Annotated in this window: 1 protein-coding gene; it reads right to left on the reverse strand. The window is 64.3% G+C overall.

Annotation, left to right across the window (positions count from 1 at the left end):
* On the reverse strand, nt 1-503 hold a 503-nt coding region (locus D0T11_RS21825), incomplete at both ends, for an IS630 family transposase (protein WP_119657895.1).

Here is a 503-nt window from a genome sequence, read left to right on the forward strand (position 1 = left end):
GTTAGTTACCCTAATTTTCTGGTAGTGGCGGTCGAGTTTGACACGGGCTTTTTCCAGCGTGAATTGCCATTTGACCGTGGCCCGGGCCGCATTGCGTTCGGCCACGCAAGCGGCGACGTGGGCGGTGAGTTCTTCTTGGGTAGGAATGCGCTGGTGCAGGCACTGGCGGGCGATGGCCGAGAGTTCGAGTTCGACCATGTTGAGCCAGGACGCATTTTTAGGCGTGTAGTGCAGTTCGAAGCGCGCGGCCAGGGCGCGGGCCTCTTGAGCGGGCAGGTGYTGGTAAAACACGGCATCGGTATGGGTGTTGAGGTTGTCCTGCACGAGCACAATTTTCGCGGCCTGGGGGTAGCTCGCCGCCAGGCGTTGCAGAAAGCGGCAGTAGTCGGCCCCGGTGCGCCGGGCCGAGACCTCGACCAGGCGCTGGCCCGTGCCGGGCTCGAAAGCGGCCAGCAGGCAGGCCGTGCCCTGGCGCACATAGGTGCTGCTCTCGCGCCGGGGTC

The sequence above is a fragment of the Hymenobacter rubripertinctus genome, from assembly GCF_003583925.1.
GTDB classification, from domain to species: Bacteria; Bacteroidota; Bacteroidia; order Cytophagales; family Hymenobacteraceae; genus Hymenobacter; species Hymenobacter rubripertinctus.